Below are 21,860 nucleotides of genomic sequence, written 5' to 3' on the forward strand. Positions count from 1 at the left end.
TCCTTCACGGTGTTGCCTTGCCTCTTCATCGGTGCTGCCATGGCGGTCCCCCGGCGCTGCTGTCCGGGCGCTCCTCCGCCGCGCGCCGATCGGTGCCGTCACTGCCGCCGCCAGGAGCGGAACGTCCGCAGGTGTTCCGGCGTGACGACGGTCTCCAGTCGCTCGTCGTCCTGGTCACCGCCGCCGAGTGCCGACAGCAGGCGGCGGGCCGGGGCGTTGCGCGGGGTGCGTTCCGCGGTCAGGCGGACCTTGGCGCAGTCCAGTTCCTCGGCACGGTCGGCCAGCCATTGCAGCAGGCGTTCCTCGACGCCTCGGCCGAGGGCGCGGCAGCTCATCAGCCAGCCGAGGACGTCGAGTCGGTCGCCCTCGCGGCGCAGGGCGAGGAGGCCGATCTGGCCGTAGTCGCCGAAGCGGTCGCGGGCCGCGGCCGTCCAGATCTCGCCGTGTTCGCGCCAGCGGGCGACGTCGCCGCCGTCGGCGGAGCGGGCGCGGAGGGTGAACTGGTTGGTGCGGGCCACGAGTTGCTCGGCCCGCTGCACATCGGCGTCGGACAGGGCCCGGATGTCGACCGCCAGCTCCAGCCCCTCCAGGAACTCCTCGAATCCGGCCTGCTCGCGTACGGCGTCGCGCTCCCGCTCCTGCTCGTAGAACCGCGCCCGCAGCGCGTCCTCGGCCGTCGTCGCAGCCGGGACCAGCGGCCACAACCGGCCCAGGAACTCGGTCAGTTCGGCTTCCGGCGGACAGGTCACCGACAGCGCCTGCGGCAGCGCGGCGCGCATCTTGGCGATCTCGGCCGGGTTGTCGTCGAGGAACAGGAAGCTGTCCAGACCGAAGTTGAGTGTGCGCGCCGCCTCGGCCAGGCGGGTCGGCTTCGGATCCCAGGCGGCGGAGACCACGCTGAAGTGCTGCGCCTTCAGGGGACTGTCCGGCCGGTCGAGTACGGCGCGGACCATGTCCTCGTCGTTGTTGCTGACCAGCATCAGCAGCGCGCCGGCCGCCCGCCACTGCAGCAGCCTGCGGGCGAGCAGGGCTCGCGGGCCGGTCAGGTCGACGGACTCGGGGCCGATCTCCCCCGCCACCCCGCCCCACAGGGTCTCGTCGCCGTCGACCGCGATCACCTTCGGCGCGGGGCGCCGTACCGCCCGGACGGCCTCGGCGAGGCGCAGGGCCACGGCCGCCTGGAAGTGCGGGGTGAACGGGAGGTGGGCGAGCCGTTCGGTCCGCTCGTCGAAGCGCTCCTCGACGGGGTGGTGGCGGGTCCAGTCGTCGGGGCCGAGCACGGCGATGCCGGGTGCGTCGGCGAGCTCGTCGGCGATCTCCCGCTCCCACCGGCTGAGGCGGTCCTCGTGCTGTGCGGCGGGCAGGAAGCCGACGATGAGCGGCTTGCGGGTGCGCTCGGCGACCGCGCGCAGTGCGGCCGGGTAGGCGGTGCGCAGCTCGGCGAGCAACGCGTCGTCCACGGGGCCGAAGCGTTGCAGGTCCGCCGCGCGCAGCAGGACGACACCCGCGGTGGTGGCCGGGTCGGCGAACACGCCGGACGGGTCTCGCAGGCTTGCCAGCACGTGGGGGTACGGCGCCTCCGCGACGGTCGTCACGCTGCCGTCCCGTACGGACTCGTCGATCGCCGTCTCGCATATCAGGGGCAGGTTGCCCAGGGCGAAGGTGGTGGCGAGGGCGAGCGTGTGGGCCGGCGCGGTGGCGGGCTCCTCCTGCCGGACCTCCCGCCGGACCTCCCGCCGGACCTCCCGCGGGACCTCCCGCCGGACCTCCCGCGGGACTTCGGTCGTCGTCGGCGTCGTACTGGTCGCCCGCTCCGTACCGGTCGTCCGCGCCGCACGAACCGTCCCCGTCGGATCCTCGGCCGTCTCCGCGAGCAGCCCCAGCAGCTCCTCCCCCAGCCCGGTGACCGTCGCCGCGTCCAGGATGTCGAGGTTGTGGTCCAGGCGGATGCGCCCCGCGTCCGGCGTCATGGTGATCATCAGGTCGAGGTCGGAGTGGCCCGTACCCGCCGGGAGCACCTCCAGTTCGGCCAGCCGGCCGGCGGCGCGTACGTAGTTGAAGTACACCTCCACCAGCGGCGCGTTGGCCCGGTACAGGCCCTGCCGGGCCAGCACCGGCAGCACGTCGGAGAACATCGCTCCCTTGGCCAGCACCCGCTGCAGACGCCCGTCGGTGCGGCGCAGCACCTCCTCGATCCGCTCTCCCGCGTTCGCCTCGGCGGGGAACGGCACGGGCACCCCGAAGAAGCCCACGGCGTCGTAGGCGTCGGCGTGGATGCGGGTGTCGACGGGCACGGCGAGGACGAAGCGCTCGCGCTCCCCCTTCCTGGCCAGCAGGACGGTGAGGGTGCCGAGGCAGAAGGCGGCGGGGGTCACGGCCAGGCGGCTCGCTGCGGCCGAGATCCGGGCCATGAGCCCGTCGGGGATCGGCACGGTGACGCTGCCGGCGCGGTACGAGCGGGTCTGCGGGCGCGGTCGGCTCAGGGTCAGGTCGAGGCGCGCGCTGCCTTGGAAGGCGGCGTGCCATTCGGCCGCTTCGGCCCGCGTGTCGGCCTGCTCGGTGGCCTTCGGCGCGTCCTCACTGACCTGCTCGCCGGCCTTCCCACCGACCTGCTGCGCACCCTCACCGCCCTCCCCGCCGACCTGCTGGGCCTCGATCAGCAGGGCGATGTCGCGGTTGCTGACGGTGTCACCGAGCGCGTTACCGGAGAGCTCGGCGTCGAGCTCGCCCGCCACGAGCAGCAGCGACTGCAGATCGCTGACCGCGTGATGGGCACCGTAGACCAGGATCTGGCCGCGCTCGCCGCCGTCCAGCAGCTCGAAGCGCCACAGGGGCGCGACAGCCAGGTCGAACGGCGGTTCCAGGAGCCTGCGTAGCTGGTCGGCGGCGTCGAGGACGGTGTCGTCCGGCACGGCCGTCCACCGCAGGGGCGGTTCGGGCAGTTCGCGGTCCACCCGTAGCTGTCGCCCGCCCTCCGTGGCGGTGATGACGGCCGTGCGCAGGGCGGCGTGCCGTGCGGTGAGGCGGGTGAGGATGGCGGTGAGGGTCTCTCGGGTGGTGGGGGTGGTGAGGCGTACGGCCAGGCCGACGGCGTGGGCGGCCTCCGGCATGCCGGGCTGGGCGCTGCGCAGCAGTCGCACGACGTCGCGGGTCGCGGGGTGCAGTTCGGTAGCCGGGACCTCGGCGGCGTGCCGCGGCTCGTCGTCGGGCGCTGTGGACTGCCGCTCGGGCAGCGCCGCGCTCAGCGCCTGGGCGAGGCCGCGGATGTCGGCGGCCGAGAACACGGTGGCGGCGGGGAGTTCGACGCCCAGCTCGCGGGCGAAGGCGTTGCGCAGCCGTACGAGCATCAGGGAGTCGAGGCCGAGTTCCTTCAGGGCGGTCGTCGCGGAGACCTGGACGGCGCCGCCGGAGACCTCACCGACCCGGGCGCGTACGTATGCCTCCAGCCGTACCGCCCGTTCGGTGTCGGTCGTCGCCGCGTACACCTTCTTCACGAGGTCGTCCGTGGCGGGCGTGCCCGTGGGGGCGGTGATCAGGTCGGCCAGGATCGGGCGGGTGCGGGCGGCGTCGGGGTCGAGCGCCAGCAGCTCCCAGTCCAGGGCCAGGGGGGCGAGTTGGCGGCGGGCGGTGGTCAGGACGCGGTCGAAGAGTTCGCCGCCGTCCCGTGCCGAGAAGGCGACCAGGCCCGAGCGGGCCGTCTCGGCCTCGCGGGCGTCGGACCCGGACACCATGCCGACGCCCGACCAGGCGCCCCAGTCCAGGCTCAGCGCCCGCCGGTCGGTGCGCGAGAGGTGGTGGGCCCAGGCGTCGAGGAAGGCGTTGGCCGCCGAATACGGGCTCTGTCCGGGCGAGCCGAGCAGACCGGCCGCCGAGGCGAAGAGGACGAAGTCCTTGGCGTCCGGGGTGAGTTCGGTGAGCAGTGCGGTGCCGAGGACCTTGGGCGCCAGGACGCGCCGGACGCGCTCGTCGGTCAGGTTCGCGATCGTGGCGTCGTCGAGGACGCCGGCCGCGTGGACGACGCCGGTGATCGGGCCGAGTGCGTGGCGTACGGCGTCCAGGGCGGCGGTGAGGCCGTCGCGGTCGGCGACGTCCGCGCGGGCCACGTGCACGGTCACGCCCCGCTCTTCGAGATCCCGGATCCAGGCCATGGCGTCCGGGGAGGGTGCGCTCCGGCTCATCAGAGCCAGGCGGCGGGCGCCCCGGCGGACCAGCCGCTCGGCGACCACGCGTCCGAGGCCGCCCAGGCCACCGGTGATCAGGTGCACGCCGTCGGCGGTGACGGCCGCGTGCCCGTCGTCGTCCGGGCGGGTGCGGGTCAGGCGGGGTACCAGTCGTCCGGCACCGCGCAGCGCGACGAGCCGTTCGTCGTCGGCGTTCCGCAGCTGGGGCCACAGGGAGTCGGCGCCGTCGGTCGGCGGGAGGTCGACGAGCGTGGTCCTCAGTTCGGGGTGCTCCTGGGCCACCGCGAGCCCGAAGCCCCAGGCGAGCGCCTGTTGCGGGTGCGTCACCTGGGTGCTGTCACCGGCGGCCTGGCTGCCCCGCACGACGACGAAGAGGCGCGGTGCCGTGCCCTGCGCCCGGTCCGTGAGCGCGCGCACGAGGTGCAGGGTGCTCAGGCAGCCCAGCCGGGCGGCCTCCTCGGCCGTGCCGACGTCCTCGATCGCGGGTGCGTCGAGGGCGGACAACTGGACGATCCGCTCGGGCGGTTCGTTCGCGAAGGCCTCGTCGAGGAGGCGGTCCAGGTGCTGTGGGTCGGCTGGATCGAGGACGTAGCGGCCGGGTCCCTCGGCGGCGAACTCCTCGCCCCTGCGGGCGATCACGTACGGCACGGAGCTGCCCAGCCGTTCGACGAGTTCGGATGCCACACCCGACTCGTCGGCCAGGATCAGCCAACTGCCCTGCGTGGGCGGTTCGTCGGCGACCGGGCGGGGCTGCCAGCGCGTCTCGAACAGCGCCCCGTCCAGGGGTGAGAGCGCGGCCAGCTCGAACTCCTCGACCTCCAGGAGTAGTTGGTCCTTCTCGTCGTAGATCCGAAGGTCCAGCTTGACGGTGTCGCCGGACACGGACCGCAGTGCGCAGGTCACCCACACGGGGGTGGTGCGCAGTCCGGTGTGGTGGAGCCGTCCGACCCCGGCGGGCACGAACGCCCGTCCCTCGGGGGCGTCCCCGGGCAGCGCGGCCGTGTGGAAGGCGGCGTCGAGGACGGCCGGGTGCAGCAGATGACCGGCGGCGGGCCGGTCGGCCAGTCGGGCGAGGCTCGTGGAGTGGGCGCGGTGGCCCGACTCCAGGCCTCGGAAGGCGGGGCCGTACTCGATGCCGAGGGCGGCGAGGGCGCCGTAGACGGCGGACAGGTCGACCTGCTCCGTGCACTGTGCGCGCAGTGCGGCGAGCGAGTCGCTCGGGGCGGCGTCGGGGCCAGCGGACCCGGCGGGTTGGGCGGACCCGATGGGCTCGGCGGATCCAGCGGCGGGCTCGTCAGGCGTGACCGCGACGCGCCCACTGACATGGCGTTCCCACCGCATACGCTCTCCGCGTGCCGTGGGCGCCGAGGCGATGGCGAAGTCCCGGAAGCCGTCGGCGGCAGGGCTCAGGACCAGTTGCAGCCGGGTCGGCCGGGACTCGTCGAGGCACAGCGGCTGGACGAACCTGACGTCGGCGAGCCGTACGTCGGCGCCGTCCCGCACTGCGGACGCGGCCTCCAGCGCCAGGTCGAGGAAGGCGGCGCCGGGCAGCCACACCTCTCCGGTGACCTTGTGGTCGGTCAGATAGGCGAAGCGGCTGTCGCGCAGGTCCACCTCGCTCTGGAAGAGGTGCCGGTCGGCTTCGTCGCTGGCCTCGACGTGGGTGCCGAGGAGTGGTGAGGCGCCGCTCGCGGTGGCCGGGGCGGGGGCGAGCCAGTGGCGTTCGCGGGCGAAGGCGTAGGTCGGCAGGTCGACGCGGCGGCCCGCCGGGAACAGCGCGGACCAGTCGGGCGTGTGGCCGGCGGCGTACAACTCCCCCAGCCTGCCCAGCAGTACGTCCCGCCCGCCCCGCTGGCGGCGCAGCGAGCCGACGCTCACCGCGTCGATTCCGGCCTCGGCCGCCACCGCCTCGATGGACGAGCCGAGCGAGGGGTGCGGGCTCAGCTCGACGAAGTAGCGGTAGCCGTCGTCCAGCATGCGGGTGATCGTGTCCGCGAAGCGGACCGGCTCGCTGAGGTTGGCGTACCAGTAGCCGGGGTCGAGGCGCGATGCGGGCACAGGTTCGGCCAGCACCGTCGAGTACAGCGGGGTCCGGGCGTGCCCGCCCCGGATGCCGGCGAGCCGGTCGAGGAGGTCCTCACGCAGGGGCGCCATGAGCGGGGTGTGCGAGGCGAACGGTGTCGACAGCGGCCGGACCTTGATCCCCTGCTCGTCGAGGCCCCGACGCAGCTCGGCCAGTGCCTCGGCGTCGCCGGAGACGGCCGTGGAGTGCGGGCTGTTGACGGCGGCGACGAACAGCCGGCCCGCGTAAGGGGCGAGCAGTTCCTCCACCTGCGCGCGCGGCAGGTCCAGGGAGATCATGCCGCCCTGGCCCGCGACCGGTACGACCGTCTGGGCGCGCCCGGTGACCACGGCGACGGCGTCGTCCAGTGTGAGGGCGCCCGCGCCGTACGCGGCAGCGATCTCGCCCAGGCTGTGGCCGGTCACGGCGTCCGGGGTGATGCCGAGCGAGCGCCAGGCGACGGTCAGCGCCGCGTTCACCGCGAACAGCGTCGGCTGGAGATACTCGGTGCGCTCCAGCGGGGAGAACTCCTCCGGCGCCCGAAGCGCGTTGAGCACCGACCATCCGGCGTGCCGCTCCACCGCCTCGTCGATCCGGGTCAGCTCTTCGCGGAACTCCTCCGACTCGGTCATCAGGTCCAGCCCCATCCCGGGCCACTGACCACCATGTCCGGCGTAGACGAAGGCGATCTTCCCCGTCTGCTCCTCACGGTGCGGCGGCAGCGGCATCCGTCCGGCGGCCACCTCGCCCAGAACGGACCGCAGTTCGCCACGCTCCCGCTCCTCGGCCACGATCGCCGCGCGCCGCTCGAAGTGGCTGCGGTGCCGGGCCAGGGTGTGCGCCACGTCCGGCAGCGCGACGGAGTCGTCGGCGAGGTGGCGGGCCAGTGCGGCGGCCTGGCCTCGCAGGCCCTGCGCACTGCGGCCCGACAGGACGAACAGGTGCTTGCCCGGCGGAACTTCGGCCGTGGGCTCGGGTGCGAGCGGTTCCGCCTCCTCCACGATCACGTGCGCGTTGGTGCCGCTGATCCCGAAGGCGCTCACGCCCGCACGCCGGATCCGCTCCGCCGACGCGGGCCAGGCCGTCTCCTCGCGCAGCAGGCTCAGTCCGCTGTCCGCCCAGTCCACGTGACGGCTGGGCATGTCGGCGTGCAGAGTGCGCGGCAGGGCTTCGTGGTGCAGTGACTGCACGACCTTGATGAGGCCGACGACGCCCGAAGCGGCCTGTGCGTGCCCGACGTTGGACTTCAGCGAGCCCAGGTACAGCGGGCGCCCCTCGGGGCGCGAGGCGCCGAACACCTCCGTGAGGGCGTTCGCCTCGATCGGGTCGCCCAGGGTCGTGCCGGTGCCGTGGGCCTCGACGTAGTCGATGTCGGCGGGCCGGAGGCCGGACCGGTCCAGCGCGCGCCGGATCACCTGCTCCTGCGCGGGGCCGTTCGGTGCGGACAGGCCCTGGCTGCGGCCGTCCTGGTTGACGGCGGTGCCGCGCAGGACGGCCAGGATCCGGTCGCCGTCGCGCCGGGCGTCGCTCAGTCGTTTCAGTACGACCATCCCGGCGCCCTCGGCCCAGATGGCCCCGTCGGCGGCGTCGGAGAAGGAGCGGCAGCGGCCCGTCGGCGACAGGCCGCGCAGCCGGCTGAACTCGACGAAGGTCTGCGGCGTGACCATCAGGGTGACGCCGCCGGCGAGCGCCAGATCGCACTCGCCCGCGCGCAGCGCCTGCGCCGCGAGATGTACTGCCACGAGCGAGGACGAGCACGCGGTGTCCACGGTCAGCGCCGGGCCGTTCAGCCCCAGTGTGTACGCGAGCCGTCCCGAGGCGACGCTCAGGGCGGAGCCCGTGCCGACGTAGCCGTCGAGTTGGTCGAGCCGGGTGCCGGACAGGTAGTCGCTGCCGAACATGCCGACGTACACGCCGGTGATGCTGCCGGCCAGGTCGGCGGGGACGGTTCCGGCGCGCTCCAGCGACTCCCAGGCCGTCTCCAGCAGCAGGCGCTGCTGCGGGTCCATGGCCGCCGCCTCCTTCGGGGTGATGCCGAAGAAGCCCGCGTCGAAGGAGTCGATGTCGTCGAGGAAGCCGCCCTCGCGGGCGTAGGACTTGCCGAGGGCGTCCGGGTCGGGGTCGTACAGGGACTCGACGTCCCACCGCCCCGCCGGGAACGGTCCGACCGCGTCCCGTCCCTCCGCGACGAGGCGCCACAGACCCTCCGGGTCGGTCACGCCACCGGGCAGTCGGCAGGCCATGGCGACGAGAGCCACCGGCTCGTCCGAGGAGCGTGCGGGTGCGGGCGCGGCCTTCCGGCTCGTGCGGCCCGTGGTCGCCAGGGCACTGCTCAGCAGGTACTCCGCGAGCCGACCCGGTGTCGGATGGTCGAAGAGGAGGGTGGCGGGGAGTTTGGTGCCGATCCGGGCGCTGATGCGGTTGCGCAGGTCGACGGCCGTCACCGAGTCCATGCCGAGGTCGCGCAGCGGCTGGTCGGGGCGGACGGAATCCGCCGAGCGCAGGCCGAGGGCGTGGGCGGCCTCCTCGCGGACCAGGGCGAGGACGCGTGCGGTGCGTTCGGGCTCCGGCAGCCTGGCCAGGCGGTCGGCCAGGGTGCGGCCGCCCGCAGGGGCGTGCTGGGGTGCGGGGAGCAGGGAGCGCCACAGCGCGCCCGTCGGTGCGGCGGCTCGCAGCCGGGGCAGGTCCAGAACCCAGGCGACGAGGTGCGCGGCGTCGCGCCGCAAGGACAGTTCGGTCAGCTCCCGCCCCTGGTCGGCGGTGAGGGCGCGGTGGCCGACGCGGGCCATCCGCTCCAGGTCGGCGTGCTCGGCGGCGAGCCCCTCCCCCGCCCAGGCACCGAAGGAGACCGAGACGCCGGACAGGCCCAAGGCGCGTCGGTGGTGGGCGAGTTGGTCGAGGAGGACGTTGGCGGCAGCGTAGTTGGCCTGGCCCGCGTTGCCGACGACGCCCGCGGCCGAGGACACCAGGAGGAAGAGGTCGAGGGGGTGGCCGGCGGTGAGCCGGTGCAGGTGGACGGCGCCGTCCACCTTGGGGCGCAGCACCTGCGCGAGACGTTCGGGCGTCAGCTCGGCCACCACGCCGTCGGCGAGGACTCCGGCACAGTGGACGACGCCACGCAGGGGAAACGCGTCGCCGATTCGGGCCAGGACGTCCGCCACGGCTGCCGCGTCGGCGACGTCGCATGCGGCGATCTCGACTTCGGCACCGAGGGCGGTCAGTTCGGCCGTGACGTCGGCCGCGCGGGGGTCGTCGGGTCCCTGACGGGAGGTCAGCAGCAGGCGAGGGACGCCGTTCTCGGCGAGCAGTCGGGCGATGTGGTGGCCTACCGCTCCGAGGCCTCCGGTGATCAGTACGGTGCCGTCGGTGGGGAGCTGAGCCGTGCGGTCGGATGCCGCCGTACGGGCGCGCACGAGGCGTGGGGCGAGCAACTCACCGCCTCGCAGGGCGAATTCCGGCTCGTCGGATTGCGCGGCGGCAGCGAGCAGTGACGATTCGCCGCCATCGCGACCAAGGCCAAGGTCGACGTCGGGGCCGAGGTCGACGTCGAGGAGGGTCAGCCCGAGATCCGGGTGTTCGCTGCGGGCGCTGCGCACGAGGCCCCACAGCACCGACTGTGCGAACCCGGGGACCGTGTCCCCGTCGGCGGCTGCGATCGCTCCGCGGGTCACCCATACGGTGCGCGCGGGCGCCTCGTCCGGCGGGAGGGCGATCAGCGCCTGCAGTTCAGCGAGGGCGGTAGCCGCCAACTCGTGTGCCGCAGCGACCGGTTCGGTGTCGGCCGTCGGGCGGGGCCAGAATCGTACGACGGTCTCGGCGCCCTCGTCGGTGACCTGGACGCCCGCCGTACGCAGGTCGCGCAGGGCCGCCGCAACCGCCGGGTCCGACGGGTCGCCGTGGACGGCCCACGCGGTGCCGGGTGCCTCGGTCGGTTGGTCCGGTACGGCCGTCCACGCCACCTCGTACAGGTGCCGCCCGCTGTCCGAGCCGCTGTTCAGGTCGGCCGGGTTCGCGGCGCGCAGACGTACGCCCTCCAGCCGGCCCGCCGGGAAGCCGTCGGCGTCCCACAGGCTGACGTCCAGGGTGAGGTCGGTGCCGAAATCGCCGTGCCTCCGGCGCACGGACACGGTGAGGTCCGTCGCACCGCCGGGCGGCAGGACGCAGCGGGCCACCGCGACGGGCAGCAGAACGCGCTGGTCCGAGGCATCAAGGCCGGCGGCCACGTGGAGGGCGGCGTCCAGGAGCGCCGGGTGGACGGGGTAGGGGTCAGCGGTGTCGCGGGCGACGGGCGGCAGGGAAAGGCGGGCGAGCACAGCTCCGTCGCCGGTCGCGGCTGCTTGTCGTACGCCTTGGAAGGCGGGGCCGTAGCCGAGGCCGAGAGCGGCCAGTCGCTCGTAGGTGTGCTCGTCCCAGGCCGGTTCGGCCGTCTCGGGCCACGTCGGTGGTTCGTCGGCCGGCAGGGCGGCCGACTCGGCGGCGGAGGCGGTGGCGTGCAGGGTCCAGTCGGCGGCTTCCTGGCCGCGCGGTCGGCTGTGGACCGTGATCTCCGGTGCGGCCCCGGCGGTGACCACCTCGACGGACACTTCGACGGTGCCGGTGTCGGGCAGGGTGAGCGGGGCCAGCAGGAGCAGGTCGGTGACGTCGGCCGGGGTGTCCGGGCGGGCCACGGCGAGGGCGGCTCGGCAGAGTTCCATCAGGGTGGTGCCGGAGACCACGGTCCGGCCGAAGACGGTGTGGTCGGGCAGCCAGTCGGCGGTGGCCGGGGACCACTCGTTGCGGAACGTCCAGCGGGTCGCGTCCGCGGACTGGAGCTGGACGCCGAGCAAGGGGTGGGCGGCACGGTCGAAGAGGCCGGGGGTGGTGGCGGAGGCGGCCGGCTCGATCCAGTGGCGCTGGGTGTCCCAGGCGTATGTCGGCAGGTCGGCGGGGGCGGTGTGCGGGACCAGTCGGCGCCAGTCGAGCCGCCGTCCGTGGACGTGGAGTTCGGCTGCGGCCCGGTCCAGGCAGGCGGGGCCGTCCTCGTCGCGGCGCAGGGAGCCGACCGCGACCAGGCTCTCGTCGATGGTGTGCAGGGCGGTGAGCAGGGACGGATGCGGGCTGAGTTCGACGAAGTGGCGGTAGCCGTCGGCGGCCATGCGCTCGACGGTGGGTGCGAAGCGGACGGGTTCGCGCAGGTTGGTGTACCAGTAGTCGGCTTCGAGTTCCTCGGTGACCGGTTCGGCCGTGACCGTGGAGTACCAGGCGACGGAGGTGGGGTAGGTGGCGACGCCGTCGAGTTCGTCGAGGATGGTCGTACGGACCGGCTCGACCTGGGTGCTGTGGGAGGCGTAGTCCACGTCGAGGCGGCGGACGAAGACCTGCTGCCGGTCGAGGTGGGTGAGCAGGGCCTCCACCGTGTCCACGGCACCGGCGATCACGGTCGAGCGGCCGCTGTTCACGGCCGCGACACTGATCTCACCGTCGCGGTCGGCGAGTTGGGCCTCGACCTCGGTGTGCGGCAGCGCGACGACGGCCATCGTGCCGGTGCCGGAGAGTTCGGTCAGGGCCTGGCTGCGCAGGGCGACGACGGCAGCGGCGTCGCTGAGGCTCAGCGCACCTGCGACGCAGGCGGCGGCCACCTCGCCCTGGCTGTGTCCGACGACCGCGTCCGGCCGTACGCCGCGCGCCCGCCACACCGCGGCCAGCGACACCATCACGGCGAAGAGCACCGGCTGGACGACGTCGACGCGGTCCAGGCTCGGGGCGCCCGCGTCGCCACGCAGCACGGACGTCACCGACCAGTCGGTGAACGGGCGCAGGGCGGCGTCGCAGCGGTCGAGTTCGTCGGCGAACACCGGGTCGCGGTCGAGCAGATCGCGCGCCATGCCGGTCCACTGGGATCCCTGCCCGGGGAAGACGAACGCCACCTTCCCTGCGGGGAGGGCCTGTTGGGGGCCGATGGTCAAGTCGGTGTCGGGCCGATCCTCGGCGAGCGCGCTCAGGGCGGTGAGCAGTTCGGTGCGCTCGCTCGCCCGGACGACGGCTCGGTGCTCGAAGTGGGTGCGGTGGTGGCCCAGGGTCGAGGCGACGGCGGGAAGCGCCGGCTCGGGATGCTCGGAGAGGGTTTCGAGGAGGCGACCGGCCTGTGCCCGGAGGGCGGGGAGGGTGCGGGCGGAGAGCGGGAAGAGGGTGCTGTCGGGGAGTTCGTCGCCGGGCGGTCGCGTCGGCTCGTCGGGGGCTTCCTCCAGCACCACGTGGGCGTTCGTGCCGCTGATCCCGAACGCGCTCACCCCGGCACGCCGCACCCGTTCGGGGTCCCGCGGCCAGTGCTGGGGCTCACCGAGTACGCGCAGCCCGCTGTCCGCCCAGTCGATGTGCTCGGTCGGGGTCTCGGCGTGCAGGGACGCCGGCATGCGGGCGTGGTGGAGGGCCAGCACGGTCTTGATGACGCCGGCGATGCCCGCGGCGGCCTGGGTGTGGCCGATGTTGGACTTGAGGGAGCCGATCCCGAGGGGGCGGTCGGCGGGACGCCCGGGCCCGAAGACCGCGGCCAGGGCCCGGCCCTCGATGGGGTCGCCCAGCCGGGTGCCGGTGCCGTGCGCCTCGATGTGGTCCAGGTCGTGCGGCTGGAGCCCGGCGGCGTCGAGGGCGGCCCGCACCACCCGTTCCTGAGCGGGGCCGTTGGGGGCGCTGAGGCCCTGACTGCGGCCGTCCTGGTTGATCGCCGAGCCCTTGACGACCGCGAGGATCCGGTCACCGTCGCGGCGCGCGTCGGCGAGCCGCTTCAGCAGCACCACGCCACAGCCCTCGGCCCACACCACGCCGTCCGCGTCGGCCGAGAACGGGCTGCACCGCCCGGACGGCGACAGTCCGCGCAGCCTGCTGAACTCGACGTGCCCACGCGGCGTCACCAGCAGCGACGCACCGCCCGCCAGCGCGAGGTCGCACTCACCGGCCGCCAGCGCCCGCGCCGCCAGGTGCAGGGCGACCAGGGAGGAGGAGCAGGCGGTGTCGACGGTGACCGCCGGGCCCTGGAGGCCGAGGGTGTAGGCGATCCGCCCGGACGCCACACTGGACGCCGAGCCGGTGCCGACGTGCCCGTCGAGCTGGTCCAGGGCGGCCGACGCCAGATAGCCGCTGTCGTACAGGCCGATGTACACGCCCGTGGAGCTGCCGTTCAGCGTGTCCGGGACGATCCCGGCGCGTTCGACGGCCTCCCAGCCGGTCTGCAGGAGCAGCCGCTGCTGGGGGTCCATGGCGGCGGCCTCGCGGGGCGAGATCCCGAAGAAGCCCGCGTCGAAGCGGTCGATGCCGGAGAGGTAGCCGCCGCGCAGGGAGTACGCCTTGCCGGTGGCCTCCGGGTCGGGGTCGTGCAGCCCTCGCGTGTCCCAACGGCCCGTCGGCACCTCGGTGATGGCGTCCTCGCCCGCGGCGAGCAGCCGCCACAGCGCCTCGGGGTTGTCGGCACCGCCGGGGAAGCGACAGGCCATCGAGATGATCGCGATGTCGTCGTCCTGGCGTACGGGTATCTCGGCCCGGGCAGCGGACGGCGTACTCGTGCGCGGCGGTTCGTCGTCGAACACCGCCTCCGCGAGTGCCGCGATGGTGGGATGGTTGAAGACCAGCGACGGGTCCAGCGGCCGGCCGGTCAACGCCGACAGCTCTGCGGCCAGTGTGACCAACTGCCGTGATCCCAGCCCGAGTTCGGCGATCGGACGGTCTGGATCGATGGCCGACCGGTCGAGTCCGGCCACCTCGGCGACGGCCGGCTCCAACCAGGCCCGCACGTCCTGAGGTGTCGTGAGGGACGGCTCGGTGGACTGCTTCGCGGACTCGTGCGCAGGCATCTAGACAGGTGTCCTCGTGGATTCGGGCAGGAGCTCGTGTCCGTCGTACGGCGGATTCGCCGGCGTACGACGGTCTGGACCGGGCGGTGTCAGCTCTGGGAGTACGCGGTGATCACCGCGAGGGTGCCGTCCACGTAGGCCGTCCGGGAGGCGCGGCGCTGGATCTTGCCGCTGGACGTCTTGGGGATGGTGCCGGGCTGGACCAACACGACGTCGCGGACCGCCAGGCCGTGGGCGTCGCCGATGCCGCTGCGGATGACGTCGATGATCTTCTCCGCCTCGGACACCGCGTCCGGGGCGATCTCGGCGACGATGACGGGCTGTTCGCCGTGGGCGCCGCCGTTCGCACCGTCTCCGTCACTTGCGCCGTCTCCGCCGTCGACGGAGAACGCCGCCGTGCAGCCGGGGCGCAGGGCCGGGTGGGCCATCTCGGCGGTCAGTTCCAGGTCCTGTGGGTAGTGGTTGCGTCCGTCGATGACGATGAGGTCCTTCAGGCGGCCGGTGACGAACAGCTCGCCGTCGCGCAGGAATCCGAGGTCGCCGGTGCGCAGGAAGCGGCCGTCGTGGCCGGTCAGGGTGGCGCGGAAGGTCTCGCGGGTGGCGAGGGCGTTGCGCCAGTAGCCCTTGGCGACGCTCGCGCCGCGCACCCAGATCTCGCCGACCTCGCCGTCGGGCAGCTCCTCGCGCCGTTCGGGGTCGGCGACGGCGACGGTGATGTCGGGGCCGGGACGGCCGCAACTGACGGACGCCGCGTCGGACTGGCCGGCGTGCGGGCCCGATTCGGGGGCCTGGAGCAGGGTGGGCGGGGTGTGGACCGCGCTGCCGGTGACCATCAGCGTGGCCTCGGCGAGGCCGTAGCAGGGGTAGAGGGCCTCGCGGCGGAAGCCGGCCGGGGCGAAGGTGTCGGCGAAGCGGCGGAGGGTGGCGGCGCGTACGGGTTCGGCGCCGTTGAAGGCGACCCGCCAGCTGCTGAGGCCCAAGTCGTCGAGGAGCCCGGGGGTGGCGTGCTTGAGGCACAGCTCGTAGGCGAAGTTGGGGCCACCGCTGGTGTGCGGGCGGTAGCGGCTGATCGCGGTGAGCCAGCGCTGGGGCTGCTGCAGGAAGTGCAGCGGGGAGAAGAGGGTGGCGGTCGCGCCGAGGTGCACCGTGTTGAGGACGGGGCCTATGAGGCCCATGTCGTGGTACATCGGCAGCCAGCTGACGAACATCTCGTGGTCGTACTCGGCGATGACGTCCTCGGTGTGGCCCATGCGCTCGCTGATGACCCGCTCGTTGTCCAGCAGGTTTCCGTGGGTGACCATCACGCCACGCGGGGCGGAGGTTGAGCCCGAGGTGTACTGGAGGAAGGCGACCGAGTCGGCGGTGAGATCGGGCTCACACCAGGCGGCGGCTGCCTCGTCCGGGATGTCCTCGGTGGCGACACAGGTGATGCCGGCGAGTTCGGGCAGGTGCTCCGCCATGCCGGACAGGGCCGAGATCACCTCGCGACCGCCCAGGATCACCTTGGCGTCGGCGTCGGCGATGAGCCGCTTCATCCTGGTCAGGGCACGGTGGTTCTGCGCCCGGCCCTGCGGCGGGACGCCCGGTACGGCGACCACGCCGGCCGCGAGGCAGCCGAGGTAGCCGCAGATGAACTCCAGGCCGGGCGGGTACAGCAGCATGGCGCGGGTACCGGCCAGGCCGCGCTCCTGCAGCCAGGCGGCGACGGCCCGGGATCGGGCGGCGAGTCGGCCGTACGAGATCTCCTGGATCTCGCCGTCGGCATCGCCGGTGACGAGGTAGCGGTAGGCGGTTCGGTCGGGGTGGTGCGAAGCGTGCGTGGTCAGCAGATCGACCAGGGAACGAACCATGTTGCGAGTCTCACCTGTCTGGATCGGTGGGCGAGGAACTGGAGTTCGAGGGGCGCGTCAGGGAAACGCGCAGACGCCTCGGTCGATCCGGCCCCCTTGCCAGACCTGTCGTCTCGACGACCCGCCGGGGAGTTGTGGCGCTGGTCCGCCGACTCCCCGAGCCCCCCTCGTTCAGCTTGCTACCGGCGAGTAACACCATAGCAAGTCCGTTCGGTCCGACGGGCCGAACGAAAGTAAACCCTATGTGTCCAAAAGGCAGTTGACCAAGCAACGACCCGAGCGCCGCCGACTCACAGTCGACCAATCACCCCAACTCCCCCTCCTTGTAGGCCAATTCCGACAGTCGACACAGAAGCGAGCAGAGTCCGGCACTTTCGAAACGAAGTATCGATCGACCGTGCGAGATCGGTCGATGACGGTGTGTACTGTGCTGCGAGCGCCTCGACCCACGGCCTCCGAACCAGACCTGTCCGACCGCTCCCGAACCGACCTCCTGGGAACCGACTCGATGATGGAACTACCGGACCTGGTGACCGGCGGTCTCGCCGTCGGCATGCTGTCCGCACTCGCCTTGGGCGGCGGTCTGCTGCACGCACAGCGGCAACAAGCCCGGCAGCGTGCCGAGATCGCGGCCCTGCGTCTTCAACTCAAGGACGCGCTACAGGCGTTGACGGCCGAGGTCGAGCATCTGGCGGCGCAACGCCTTCCGGCCGCCGCCCGGCAGTCGACGTATCCGCATGTCGCCGTGCCGGGTCCGCTGCATCCGCAGACCTCGGGGACACCGCTGGGCCCCGCGCTGGAGCAGGTGCTGACCGGACTGCGCACCGAGCTGGCCACGCAGCGCACCCGGATCGACGCGGCCGCGCAGGCCGGCATGCGCGGGGCGACACGCGAGATCCAGGCGGCCCTGTACCGGCTGCAGGACGCGTTGCGGGGGCTGCAACAGAAGTACGACGACCCCGAGCTGGCGCAGACCCTGTTCCGACTCGACCACGAGAACGAGCAGTCGTTGCGGCGCGCGCAGGTCGCCGCGGTGGTGTGCGGGGCCTGGGTCGGGCTCGCCCGCGAGGAGTCGCATCTCGTGGACGCGGTGACCGGCGGCCAGGCGCGGCTCGCGGGCTACCACCGGATCCGGGTCCACAACCACCTGGCGGCGGGGACCGGGCTGGTTTCCCATGCCGTGGAACCGGTCGCGATCATCGTCGCCGAACTCCTCGACAACGCCCTGCGGCACTCCGCGCCCGACACGGACGTCGTGGTCAACCTGGAGCACGTCCATCACGGCGTGTGTGTCACGGTCGACGACGCGGGCCTGGGCATGACCCAGGACGAACGCGCCCGCGCACAGCGGCTGGTGGCCGGTTCCGAGCCGATTCTCCTCACCGAGCTGGGCGATCCACCGCGCATGGGGCTCGCCGCGATCGGGCAGCTGACCCGTCAGTTCGACCTGAGCGTGGACTTGTCGTCGCCGTCGCCGTACGGCGGGGTGCGGGCGGTCCTGCGGGTCGACAGCCACCTGCTCAGCCGTATCGACCCCGACGAACGACCGCCCGCGGCCAGCGCACCGCGCTCCACGCGCAAGGCGCCCCGCGACGAGGCGTCCGCCGAGTCCCGGGACGAGGCATCCGTCGGCTCCCACGATGAGGCCGCCGCAGCCTCCCGAGGCGAGACGTCCGCCACCTCGCACGGATACGGCGCCGAGCACGACCACGACGCCTCCGGCACCGTGTCCGGGCATCACGCCCCGCGCGACGCCGGCGGTCTGCCGCAGCGCCGGCGCCGGACGCGGGTGACCGCCGCGTCCGGTGACACGCCCGCGCCGCGGCCCGAGGCGCGCCGCCCGGAGCGGGCCGCCGCCGCGCTGGGCGCGCTGCAAGCCGGTACGTCCGCGGCCCGGTCGGCGGCCGGTGAACGTGCCGACGACGCCTCCACGGCCGTACCGGAAACCGCCCGAGCGACGCGAAAGCGGGCCGACATCACGGCCGACGACAACGATCAGACCGACCATGAAGGGGGAACGGCTCGATGACCGGCCGCGATGCTGGAGACACGGCGTGGGTGCTCGAACCAATCCTGCAGGTGCCGCATGTGGTGGCCGCCGTACTGCTCACGCGGGACGGACTGGTGACCGGGTACACGGACGCGCTCACCCGGCCCTCGGCCGAGCGGGTGGCCGCGATCACCAGCACCGTGCAGGGAGCGTGCCGTACCGCGGCGGCCGCGTTCGCCGACCGGGAGGGGGCCGAGGTGCGTCAGGTCGTCATCGAGTCGGACCACGGCTATGTGCTGATCGTGCCCACGGACCACGGCACGTGTGTGGCCGCGTACGGCGACGAGGAGGTGCGCCTCGATCTGCTCGCGCACCGGGTGCACTCGCAGGTGGCCCGGCTGGGCGAGAAGGCGATGGCCGCAGCGCCCCGAGGTGCCGACGGCGACGCGCCGGCATGACCGGCCGGCGTGGCGGGCGCCCGCTGGTCCCGGCGTATCTGTCGACCGGCGGCGTGGCCCGGCCCAGCCGGCCCCAGCTGGAGCGATTGTCGGTGCTCACGAGCGCGCGTACGCCTGCCCCCGCCGGTCTGCCCGCCGCCCAACTCGCCCTGCTGGACGCCCTGGACGCCGGTTCGCTGACCGTCGTGGAGGCCTCGGCGCTGCTGCGGTTGCCGGTGTCCGCGATACGCGTGCTGGCGGCCGAACTCATCGACCGGGACCTGGTGATGGCCCGTGCGCCGATTCCGCCCGCCGGACGCTTCGACCCCGACCTGCTGAAGAGAGTGGCCGATGGCCTTCGCGCCCTCAAGCACAACCAGCCCGACTGAGGACATCCACCTGCCCGACACCGCCCGCGACCTGGTCAAGATCCTGGTCGCCGGCCCCTTCGGCGTGGGCAAGACGACCCTGATCGACTCCGTCTCCGAGATCCGCCCGCTGCACACCGAGGAGCCGCTCAGCGAGGCGTCCGCGCAGGTGGACGATCTCGCCGGGGTGCGGGACAAGTCGACGACCACGGTCGCAGTCGACTTCGGCCGGATCAGCCTGCCCGGCCAGATCGTGCTGTATCTGTTCGGCACGCCCGGGCAGGAGCGGTTCCGGGCGCTGTGGGACGACATCGCGTACGGCGCGCTGGGTGCCCTGGTCCTGGTCGACAGCCGGCGCGTCGACGCGTCGTTCGACGTGCTGGGGCTGGTGGAGGAGTCGGGGCTGCCGTACGCCGTCGCCTTCAACGCCTTCCCGGACGCGCCCCGGCACTACACGGAGGAACAACTGCGCGCCGCCCTGGACCTGGACGCGGCGACACCGATGGTGACGTGTGACGCGCGGGAGGCCGACTCGTCGGTCGACGCGCTGCTCGCGCTGGTCCAGCATCTGATCGACCGTCACCCCCCGGAGGACCGGTGACCACCTACTCCCCCGACCGCCAGGCCTTCTCCCGCTCGGCGCCCGTGCGCCTGTGGGAGGACGGCTTCGCACGGGATCCGTACCACTACTACGACGCCCTGCGCGCCCAAGGACCGGTCGGCTGGGCCGAGTTGGCGCCTGGTGTGCCGGCGTATGTCGTCACGGACCGGCGGGCGGCGCTGGATCTGCTGCACGACACGGAGACCTTCTCGCACGACCCGCGGCCCTGGGAGTCCACGGTCGCCGACGACTCGCCGATCCTGGGCATGATGCGCTGGCGGCCCAACACCCTGTTCGCCGACGGCGCGGCCCATGTCAGGTACCGCACCTCGCTGATCGACACCTTCGACCGGATCGAGCCGCACGACCTGCGGGCACGGGTGCACCGCGCGGTGCGGGTGCTGGTGGGCCGGATGGGGGCGAAGGGCGAGGCCGATCTGGTGGGCGAGTTCGCGCGGCCGCTGATGGCGCTGGTGTTCAACAGCCTCTTCGGTCTGCCGGACAGTCAGAGCGACCGCCTCGACGGGGCGCTGGGCAAGATGATGGAGGGCGGCGCCGAAGCGGCCGAGGGCGAGGCGGAGTTCGGCGGCTACGTACTGGAGCTGATCGCGGCCAAGGCGGAGCGGCGGGGCGACGACCTGCCCAGCTGGCTGCTGGACCACCCGGCAGGGCTGACCCCCGAGGAGGTCACCTGGCAGGTGTTCCTCACCCTCGGCGCCGGGCACGAGCCGACGGCCAACCTGGTGTCCAACGCGCTCTCCCGCATCCTCGGCAACCCGCTCTACTACTCCACCCTCACCAGCGGGGCCCGCCCCGTGATGGACGCGGTCGTGGAGGTGCTGCACCACGAGACGCCGCTCGCCAACTACGGCATCCACTACGCGCGCAGGCCCGTGTCCTTCCACGGCGCCTGGGTCAGGGCCGCCGTGCCGCTGGTCGTCTCCTACGGGGCTCTCGCGCGGTTCGCCGAGCGGGAGATCACCAGCGGCCGCCATCCCCAGGACGCCTCGCACCTGTCCTGGTCGGCGGGCCCGCACGCCTGCCCGGTGCGGCAGCACACGCTGCTCATCGCCACCGAGGCGATCGAGCGGCTCACCCAGTGGCTTCCCGACCTGGAGCCGGTACTGGCGCGCGAGCGCCTGACCTGGCGGCCCGGCCCCTTCCACCGCTCGCTGACCTCCCTGCCCGTCAGGTTCAGCCCTCGCTCCCCCGACCAGCCTGGAGTTCCTTCGTGACCGTGACCGACCGCATCGAACGCTTCGACCGCGTTGTTATCGACCCGTTCGGCGCCGACATCCCCGCCGAGACCGCCCGGCTGCGCGCCCTCGGCCCGATCGTGCCCGTGGAGCTGCCCGGCGGCATTCCCGCATGGGCGCCCACCGGCCACGCCGTCCTCAAGGAGCTCATCCTCGACCCGCAGGTCAGCAAGGATCCCCGGCGGCACTGGCGGCTCTGGCCCGAGATCGGCGAACACCCCTCCTGGGGCTGGATCCTGGGCTGGGTCGGCGTGGTCAACATGCTCTCGACGTACGGCGCCGACCACACACGGCTGCGCAAGCTGGTCGCGCCGAGTTTCACCCAGCGGCGTACGGAGCTGATGCGGCCGCGGGTGGAGGCGATCACCGCGGAGTTGCTCGACGCGCTCGACGACGGAGGCAAGCTCGATCACGGAGGCTCGCTCGACGACGGAGGCGCGGGCGGCGACGGAAGCGCGGGCGGCGCTGTGGTCGATCTGCGGGCCTGGTTCGCCCATCCCCTGCCGATGCGGATGATCTGCGAACTGTTCGGTGTGCCGGAGGAGTTGAGGGAGGCGACGGCGGCTCTCATCGCCGCCATCATGGACACCTCCGACCCGAGTCCGGAGCACGCGGCGTTCGTGCAGCAGCAGATCGGCACGGTGCTGGGGGCGCTGATCGCCCACCGCGGCGAGCACCCCGGGGACGATCTGACGACCGAGCTGATCCGGGTGCGCGACGAGGACGGCGACCGGCTCAGCGACGAGGAGTTGCTGTACACGCTGCTGCTGGTCATCGGCGCCGGTTTCGAGACGACCGTCAATCTCATCGGCAACGCGGTCGTCGCCCTGCTGACCCACCCCGAGCAGTTGGCGGCCGTACAGGCGGGGAAGATCGGCTGGGACGCGGTGATCGACGAGACTCTGCGGGTCCACCCGTCGATCGCGGCGCTGCCCCTGCGGTTCGCGGTCAGTGACATCAAGGTCGGGGACGTGACCATTCCGGCCGGGGACGCGATCATCACGACGTACGCCGCCGCGGGACTGGACCCCGTGCGCTACGGGCCGGACGCGGACGGCTTCGACGCGGCGCGCGGGGCCGACGACCATCTGGCGTTCGGGATCGGTGTGCACCGCTGCATCGGCGCGCCGCTGGCCCGTGTCGAGGCCCTGACGGCGCTGCCCGCCCTCTTCGACCGCTTCCCCGGCCTGGAGTTGGCCGTGCCGGAGGAGGAGTTGCGCCAGGTGCCGTCGTTCATCGCGTTCGGCTGGCAGGAGGTACCCGTGCGGCTGCGGGCCTGAGGTTCAGGG

The 21,860-nt window shown here is 73.2% G+C and carries 8 protein-coding genes; 6 read left to right on the forward strand and 2 right to left on the reverse strand.

From position 1 onward, the window contains the following. Nucleotides 1-98: 98 nt before the first annotated feature. A complete protein-coding gene (locus ACIA8X_RS37155) occupies nt 99-14,069 on the reverse strand; it encodes an SDR family NAD(P)-dependent oxidoreductase (protein ID WP_399460151.1) in 13,971 nt (4,656 codons plus the stop codon). An 89-nt stretch (nt 14,070-14,158) separates the two neighbouring features. Next, a complete protein-coding gene (locus ACIA8X_RS37160; protein WP_399460152.1) occupies nt 14,159-15,919 on the reverse strand; it encodes a fatty acyl-AMP ligase in 1,761 nt (586 codons plus the stop codon). Between the two features lie 508 nt (nt 15,920-16,427). On the opposite strand from ACIA8X_RS37160, the gene ACIA8X_RS37165 reads away from it, so the two are divergent. The 6 genes from ACIA8X_RS37165 to ACIA8X_RS37190 are packed head-to-tail and all read left to right on the forward strand — an operon-like array spanning nt 16,428 to nt 21,851. Next, entirely contained in the window at nt 16,428-17,948 is a 1,521-nt protein-coding gene (locus ACIA8X_RS37165; protein ID WP_399460153.1) for an ATP-binding protein, read from the forward strand. Further along, entirely contained in the window at nt 17,945-18,367 is a 423-nt protein-coding gene (locus ACIA8X_RS37170; protein WP_393460303.1) for a roadblock/LC7 domain-containing protein, read from the forward strand. The genes ACIA8X_RS37165 and ACIA8X_RS37170 overlap by 4 nt, the downstream gene beginning before the upstream one ends. After that, entirely contained in the window at nt 18,364-18,735 is a 372-nt protein-coding gene (locus ACIA8X_RS37175) for a DUF742 domain-containing protein (protein ID WP_393460306.1), read from the forward strand. Before ACIA8X_RS37170 ends, ACIA8X_RS37175 begins: the two co-directional genes overlap by 4 nt. Continuing rightward, nucleotides 18,698-19,315, forward strand: a complete 618-nt coding sequence (locus ACIA8X_RS37180; protein WP_393460309.1) for an ATP/GTP-binding protein — start codon at nt 18,698-18,700, stop codon at nt 19,313-19,315. Before ACIA8X_RS37175 ends, ACIA8X_RS37180 begins: the two co-directional genes overlap by 38 nt. Continuing rightward, a complete protein-coding gene (locus tag ACIA8X_RS37185) occupies nt 19,312-20,550 on the forward strand; it encodes a cytochrome P450 (protein ID WP_399460155.1) in 1,239 nt (412 codons plus the stop codon). Before ACIA8X_RS37180 ends, ACIA8X_RS37185 begins: the two co-directional genes overlap by 4 nt. After that, nucleotides 20,547-21,851: a cytochrome P450 gene (locus ACIA8X_RS37190; RefSeq protein WP_399460156.1), complete on the forward strand. Its 1,305-nt coding sequence runs from the start codon at nt 20,547-20,549 to the stop codon at nt 21,849-21,851. The genes ACIA8X_RS37185 and ACIA8X_RS37190 overlap by 4 nt, the downstream gene beginning before the upstream one ends. Nucleotides 21,852-21,860: the final 9 nt, after the last annotated feature.

Origin of the sequence: Streptomyces sp. NPDC051738, from assembly GCF_044453205.1 — a bacterium.
GTDB lineage: Bacteria > Actinomycetota > Actinomycetes > Streptomycetales > Streptomycetaceae > Streptomyces.

Excerpts from the sequence above, each read along its gene's own strand:
- ACIA8X_RS37155 (WP_399460151.1), bottom strand. The coding sequence starts at position 14,069 with ATGCCTGCGCACGAGTCCGCGAAGCAGTCCACCGAGCCGTCCCTCACG.
- ACIA8X_RS37160 (WP_399460152.1), bottom strand. The coding sequence starts at position 15,919 with ATGGTTCGTTCCCTGGTCGATCTGCTGACCACGCACGCTTCGCACCAC.
- ACIA8X_RS37165 (WP_399460153.1), top strand. The coding sequence starts at position 16,428 with ATGATGGAACTACCGGACCTGGTGACCGGCGGTCTCGCCGTCGGCATG.
- ACIA8X_RS37170 (WP_393460303.1), top strand. The coding sequence starts at position 17,945 with ATGACCGGCCGCGATGCTGGAGACACGGCGTGGGTGCTCGAACCAATC.
- ACIA8X_RS37175 (WP_393460306.1), top strand. The coding sequence starts at position 18,364 with ATGACCGGCCGGCGTGGCGGGCGCCCGCTGGTCCCGGCGTATCTGTCG.
- ACIA8X_RS37180 (WP_393460309.1), top strand. The coding sequence starts at position 18,698 with ATGGCCTTCGCGCCCTCAAGCACAACCAGCCCGACTGAGGACATCCAC.